Genomic DNA, 570 nt, shown 5'->3' with positions numbered 1-570 from the left:
GTTCAGTGTCGTCGACGATCGCTCGGGGGTGGCCTACCAGGAATACCGCTGCGTATACGGCGAGGATGTCGAGACGGGGCTGAGGTTTCTGTTCAACGCCATGTCAGCCAAGGAAGAAGCAGGAAATCCGTTGCAGGGCATCCCGAGCGCGATCCAACTGGACAACGGGCCGGTCGGTAAGTCGGCAGTGTTCCGTCGCGTGATGGAGTGCCTTGGCGTCGAGGTCATCCTGCATATGCCGCGCGATAGCGACGGCCGACGCACCACGGCGCGCAGCAAGGGCAAGGTGGAGCGTCCCTTCCGGACGGTGAAGGAAGCGCACGAGACGCTGTATCACTTTCACAAGCCAGCGACCGAAACGGAGGCCAATCGCTGGCTCGTCAACTACGTGATCAAGTACAACCATCGGGACCACCGCACCGAAGACCACAGCCGCCAGGAGGACTGGCTCACGCACCTTCCCGCAGATGGGCTGCGGGCGATGTGTTCGTGGGAACGATTCTGCACCTTCGCCCGCGAGCCGGAGCGGCGTACCGTGGCGATCGACTGCCGCCTGACCGTCGCGGGCGC

1 pseudogene is annotated in these 570 nt (G+C 63.7%); it reads left to right on the top strand.

Annotation, left to right across the window (positions count from 1 at the left end):
• Positions 1–570: pseudogene (locus tag E4Q23_RS23125) on the top strand (IS481 family transposase); the annotation flags it as partial.

Origin of the sequence: Candidatus Accumulibacter phosphatis (assembly GCF_012939955.1) — a bacterium.
Classification (GTDB): Bacteria; Pseudomonadota; Gammaproteobacteria; order Burkholderiales; family Rhodocyclaceae; genus Accumulibacter; species Accumulibacter delftensis.
The sequence above is the reverse complement of the archived record's forward strand: the minus strand, read 5'-3'. Positions and strand labels throughout refer to the sequence as shown.